The organism is Actinomycetota bacterium, from assembly GCA_035759705.1.
GTDB lineage: Bacteria > Actinomycetota > CADDZG01 > JAHWKV01 > JAHWKV01 > JAJCYE01.
Map to the genome: position 1 here is coordinate 1 of DASTUJ010000124.1, position 5395 is coordinate 5395.

Genomic DNA, 5395 nt, shown 5'->3' on the forward strand with positions numbered 1-5395 from the left:
TGGTGGAACCGCCGACTCCTGCAAGCGCGTCGTTGATGGGAATGATCAGCACGACCAGCAGCGTGAATGCGGCCGCCAGCGCCAGTTTCTGCCGGGGGGTTCGGGCCGTTAGCAGGCTGGCTACTCCGCCTGACAGCGCCGGCTTCCGGCTGGGCCTTTTCCAGCCTTTCCCGCCACTCATGATGCCTACCTCCGTCGATTAACTACGCGCAAAAAGCAAGCAACCGGTCCGGGACTGGGAACCAAACAACAGGTAATCCCTGCCGGGTGCCTTAGGACAATAGCAAGATGCCCCTCCTGAAACTGCAACTTTGCGCTTAATCATTCGACTTCGCAATGATAGAGAGGGAAATATGGCCTACAAATCGGCTTTAGGCGACTCCTGCGTTGGCTCACCCTGCGAACGAAGGCGGCTTTACAACCGGCCGGCTCCCCTCAACACGTGTGCCCGTGTTCGTGATCGTGATCGTGGTGGTGATGATCGTGATCGTGGTCGTCGTGCCGGTGGTCGTGGCCGTGCGGCCGGTTGGCGAAGGCAACTGTTCTCTCAACATGGTCCCCGGCGGGCACCAGCCCCTCCCGGTCCAGGACCCGCTCCAGGGCGGTCAGCCAGCACCGGTAGTAGCTCCACTCCTCGCCCGGGTCGTGCTCGCGCTCCCACTCGGAGATTGTCTGGATCAGCTGCTTTCGAAAGTCCTCCCACTCCAGCTTCCCCCCGGCGTGAAGCGCCAGAGCCAGGCCGAACGCCCGGCTTTCCCAGGGGGCGCCGAACACCAGTTCGCCGTTGCTGCGGGGCGGCGCGGCCGGGCCGTCGACATCGAGTACCGCGGCCAGTGTGGAGGTCGCCATCTAAGCCCCCGGCGCGGCGACCTTCGCCACGCCCACCATCGCGTCACGGGTCACCAGACCGGCCAGGTCCTCCTCGCTCATGTCCTCGGTCCCCGCCGGCCGCTCGGGAAGCACCAGGTAGCGAACCTCGGAGCTGGAGTCCCAGACCTTGATCTCCACGGTGTCTTCCAGGTCCAGCCCCATCTCGCTCAGAAGGGTGCGCGGCTCCCGGACCATGCGCGACCGGTACGCCGGGTCCTTGTACCAGGTCGGAGGGAGACCCAAAACCGGCCACGGGTAGCACGAGCACAGGGTGCAGACGATCACGTTGTGGGTGTCGGGGGTGTTCTCCACCACGACGATATGCTCGCCCTGCGGCCCTTTGAATCCCAGCTCGGCGATCGACCCGGTGCCGTCCTCCAGCAAGCGGGCCTTGTACTCGGGATCGGTCCACGCTTTGGCTACGACCTTGGCGCCGTTCATCGGGCCGATGTCCTGCTCGTACATCTTGATGTAGGTATCCATGACCTTCGGGTCCACCAGGTTGCGCTCGACGAGGATCGCCTCGAGGGCCTCCGTGCGCAGCTCGATGGGAAGGCGGGATGCTTCGGTTTGAAAGGTCATGACGTTTCCTCCAGATACGACTCGTAAAGGTCGAAGTTCAAGGTGAAGTCCTCGGCGTCCGGACCCCAGAGCTCCCGGGAGTCGAAGACCACGTTGTAGACGTGCTGGGCGTTCTCGCCCTTGAAGTGGGCGTTGGTGTCCGGCAGCACCTGGGCCGGGTGAAGCGCCCGGACCGTCCCGGAGCGGCCTCGCACGTAGCGGGCAAGCCGGGTGTGGGTGGGCGGGTGTTCCAGCTTGGCCCGGACGCGGTCGCCGACCTTGAACTTCGGAGGATCCTCGATCTGGCGAATGGAACCCGCAGCCGTCGGCTTGTAGTCGGGCTTGTTCGGCTCGGGGGCGGGCGGCTCCTCGACGTCCTCGCCCTGCATCTTTCGGGCCCGGGCCTCTACCGCCCCGGGGGCGATGATCGCACTGTCGGTCAGCATGTTGATCGCACAGTTGAGCCAGCGGCCGTAGTAGCCGTCCTCCAGGTAGTCCAGCGGGTGCTGGCGTTCCAGCGCCCACCGGAAGGTGTCGAGGTTGGTCCCCGACACCCGCATCGACAGCAGCGCCATGGCGAAAGCCCTGCGCTCCCACTCCTCGTGAAAAGGCGGGTCGAACGGGTCACTCAGCTCGACCTTGCCAAAGGCCTGCATGCCCCCCATGTCAGCGATCGTATCCACGTCACACCTCCTGTTCGGTGACCGGCAGGCTCTCCCCCGCCGCAGCGGTCCTTCTATGCGCCCTCATCGAAAGCAGTCCGAGGGTTACCCCGGTGCAGGTCCACAGGACCGCCTGCCCCCCGATCGACGCCATTCGAAAATCCCACAACAAGCCGGAGGGAATACTGTCCGGTTTCACGGCAGGCGGCAGCGCGAAGAACGCAGTTCCCACCAGCAGAAGATAGGCCGCGGCGACGGTCAGGTGCCGGTAGTGCGCCGGCGTGCCCCTGGCCTTCAGCCGCCTGGCGACGGCCATCCCCAGAAAACACCCGGCGACCGAGACGAGCACCAGGAACAGGTAGCCGGCGGTGCGGATTCCGACCGTCTCCGGATCGCCCACGCCCGGAGGGTTCGCCGGGTACTTAAGGAAAGGCACGAGAAAGTAGGCGCCGAATCCGGCAAGCGCGATCTTCATCGACCGCTCCCACGGGGTGCCGCCCATCCGGCGGCTGAGGACGTAGAAAAGGATTCCGAGCACCCCGCCGACCGCCAAGCCGAACAGCCCGCTTGCCAGCACCATGCCGAGGTGCTGCTCACCGCGGGTGAAGACCTCTTCGCTTGCGTGACCGGCAGACGCAGCATGCTCCAGTCGGATCGCCCGGTCGATGGAAGGCTCGCCGGCTACGAGCAAGAACAGACCTGATGCCAGACCGCCGAGCAATCCGGCCCCCAACCCCCGGCCCAGGCTTGCGCCGGCGGAGTTGGCTCGAGCAGATGCGGCAGCCCGGGTCTTACGTGCCGGTCCGACCGCTTTGCCCAGCGACGGTCCGTGCGAGCTCACCGGCTGCTAGTGGCAGGCCATGGCCATGAAGTGGCGGCCGTCGTGGAAGAGCTCGTGCAGATAGTTTCCGGTGACTGCGGCTTTCCCGATGACCGGCTCGAGAAGCTGGCCCTGGTCGAATCCGATCGCAAAAACCAGAAGCGCCAGGAAGGCCATGACGAACCAGGTCCAGATCGGAATGGGGGGAAACTCGAGGGCTGCGGAATCCTGCATAACTCCTCCTCTCACCGGAATACCGATCACTATATTAGACGTCTCATTGACTTTGCTACTAGTTATTTGCGGCCTTGGCGACGGTTGTCGCGGCCCCCATAACCTCCGAGTAGATCTCGATGTGGCGGGCCGCGCACTCCTCCCAGGTGTAACGGGCGGCGATGCCGGGACCGCTCCTGCCGAGGCGCCGTCGGAAGTCCGGATTGTCGACCAACTTCGATATCCCGGCAGCGATACTGCCTGCGTCCCCGGGCGGCACCAGGACCGCCGTGTCGCCGGCCAGGTACTCACGGAACACCTCTATGTCGGTGGTCAAAACCGGCAGCCCGGCGGCCAGCGCCTCCAGCACCGCCAGCCCCCACCCCTCCTTGACCGAGGGGAAGACGAACGCATCGGCGGAGTGGTACCAGGCCGCAAGCTCCTCGTCGGAGACGGTCCCCAGCAGGTGGTAGTCGTCCCCCTCCTTCAGCCCCAGTTCGTCCGCCCGCTCCAGCGCTGCGTCCCGGTAAGCCGAGTGGTCACGGAACGAGTGGCCCCCGATCACGACGAGGAGCGGCGGGTTCTCCCGGCCGGCCTTCACCTCGGCCAGCGCCTCAAAAAGCTCCAGGCTCCCCTTGCGGGGCTCTATGCCGCCCACGGTCAGCAGTACCACCCTTTTCTCGCCCCCGACCCGGGATCGAAAGGGTAGCCCGTCGAAGCCGGCCGGCCGGGTGAACCGGGCGGCGTCGACCCCATTGGTCACCACCGTCGAGCCGATCCCGTACTGGTCGGTCAGGACTTCCTGCCAGTACCGGCTCACCACCAGGACGTGGTCCGGGTCCAGGATCGAGCGGTGCTGGCACTCGATGAGGGCCTGGGTGGAGAAGTCGTCGATGTGGTGGACGGTCCGCACGACCTCGATCTCGGGGTGCCGGTCCCGCACCGCGCAGGCGGCCCGGGCGGCGATGCAGTCCTGGGCGTGGATGATGTCGAACTGCCCCGGAACCACCTCGAGCAGGTGTTCCGCCAGCACGTGGACGCTGCGCATCACCTTGTCTTCCAGGGTTCCGTCGTTGTCGGGCGCCCGGCAGATGGTGAAGGGCACCGGGGTCGGGCGGGAGAACCCCTGCTCCGGGTCCCCGAGGGCGAAGATGTGAACCGGCTGCCCCTGAGCAACGAGGGATTCCGCCAGGTGGAGGGTGTGAACCGCCCCGCCCCTCGGGCGGGTCGAAAAGGTGACCATTGCCACCCTGGGTTGCATCAGCGGGGCCTTCATCAGTTGGAACGCAGCGCCATCCAGGCGGCCTTGGCGGGCTCGTCAGTGGGGTTGGCCCACTTGTGAAGCCGGTCGGTCCGGAAGTGCAGAGCATCGCCGGGACCAAGAACGTACTCCTCGCCGTCGATCTCAAAGGTGAGAGTTCCGCTCAGCATCAGAACCAGCTCCTCCCCCGGGTGCTCCATTGCCTTCGGCCCGCTGACTGCCAATGGCTCAACGGTGGCGATGGCGCCCGCCATGAAGAACAGGCCGTACGGACCGGTGATTCCCCTAAGGTCGAGGCCGGTCTTGGAGGTGAACACCTGGCGCTGCTCACCCGCGGGCGTGAAAACAACCGGCTGGGCCTCCTCCTGTTCCTCCACGAAGTAGGACACCGACCGGTTCAATGCTCCGGCGATTTTCATGAGCGTCGTGACGGTGGGAACCATGCCATTGCGCTCGATTTTGTGGATGGTTGCAGCCGAGACTCCGGACCGCTCAGCGAGCTGCTGGAGCGAGAAGTCCTTCTGCTTTCTCAGCTGCCGGATCTTTGGGCCGATGGCCGTAATCACGTCTTGCATTTATGCGATCTCCCCGCTTGGCACGGCACGATCTCCCGGTTAGACTTCGTCAAGTAGTAGATGCGCTGTGTAGAATAGTAAATTAATTTGCAGCTTTGAAGCTGGTTGGAGGTCTGATTATGGCCTTACGGATCGTTGTTGTGGGAGGCGGAGCTGCCGGAATCGGGGCGGCCGGAACGGCGCATACCATCGACCCCGACGCGTCCGTCACCGTCTACACCGAGTTCGAGGACGTCGGATACAGCCCCTGCGGCATCCCGTACGTCCACGGCAAAGAGATCCCGAAGTTCGAAAACCTCTTCCTCCAGGACAAAGCCTTCTACAAGAAGATGGGCCTGGACATCCACTACGAGACCCGGGTCAACTCGGTCGACCTGGAGAACGCCAAGGTCTCGGTCGAAGGCGAGGGGGACGTCTCCTACGACAAGCTGGT

The 5395-nt window shown here is 64.8% G+C and carries 9 protein-coding genes; 1 reads left to right on the forward strand and 8 read right to left on the reverse strand.

Going from position 1 to position 5395, the window contains the following annotated elements:
* The 8 genes from VFV09_08530 to VFV09_08565 form a co-directional block, all read right to left on the reverse strand.
* Window positions 1-181: hypothetical protein (locus VFV09_08530; GenBank protein ID HEU4867758.1), on the reverse strand; the 181-nt coding region annotated here is incomplete at its 3' end.
* A 254-nt stretch (window positions 182-435) separates the two neighbouring features.
* A complete protein-coding gene (locus VFV09_08535) occupies window positions 436-849 on the reverse strand; it encodes a nitrile hydratase accessory protein (GenBank protein ID HEU4867759.1) in 414 nt (137 codons plus the stop codon).
* Window positions 850-1452, reverse strand: a complete 603-nt coding sequence (gene nthA, locus VFV09_08540) for a nitrile hydratase subunit alpha (protein ID HEU4867760.1) — start codon at window positions 1450-1452, stop codon at window positions 850-852.
* Complete coding sequence (nthB, locus tag VFV09_08545; protein ID HEU4867761.1) at window positions 1449-2114, reverse strand: nitrile hydratase subunit beta; 666 nt, start codon at window positions 2112-2114, stop codon at window positions 1449-1451. Before nthB ends, nthA begins: the two co-directional genes overlap by 4 nt.
* 1 nt (window position 2115) lies before the next feature.
* Complete coding sequence (locus VFV09_08550; protein ID HEU4867762.1) at window positions 2116-2934, reverse strand: CbtA family protein; 819 nt, start codon at window positions 2932-2934, stop codon at window positions 2116-2118.
* Window positions 2935-2940: 6 nt separating this feature from the next.
* Window positions 2941-3147, reverse strand: coding sequence for a CbtB-domain containing protein (locus VFV09_08555; protein ID HEU4867763.1), 207 nt, complete (start codon window positions 3145-3147; stop codon window positions 2941-2943).
* A gap of 58 nt (window positions 3148-3205) precedes the next feature.
* Window positions 3206-4402, reverse strand: a complete 1197-nt coding sequence (locus tag VFV09_08560) for an MSMEG_0565 family glycosyltransferase (protein ID HEU4867764.1) — start codon at window positions 4400-4402, stop codon at window positions 3206-3208.
* Window positions 4402-4962, reverse strand: coding sequence for a cupin domain-containing protein (locus tag VFV09_08565; GenBank protein HEU4867765.1), 561 nt, complete (start codon window positions 4960-4962; stop codon window positions 4402-4404). The genes VFV09_08560 and VFV09_08565 overlap by 1 nt, the downstream gene beginning before the upstream one ends.
* A gap of 119 nt (window positions 4963-5081) precedes the next feature.
* Between VFV09_08565 and VFV09_08570 the strand changes: the two genes are divergently transcribed.
* On the forward strand, window positions 5082-5395 hold a 314-nt coding region (locus tag VFV09_08570; GenBank protein ID HEU4867766.1), incomplete at its 3' end, for an FAD-dependent oxidoreductase.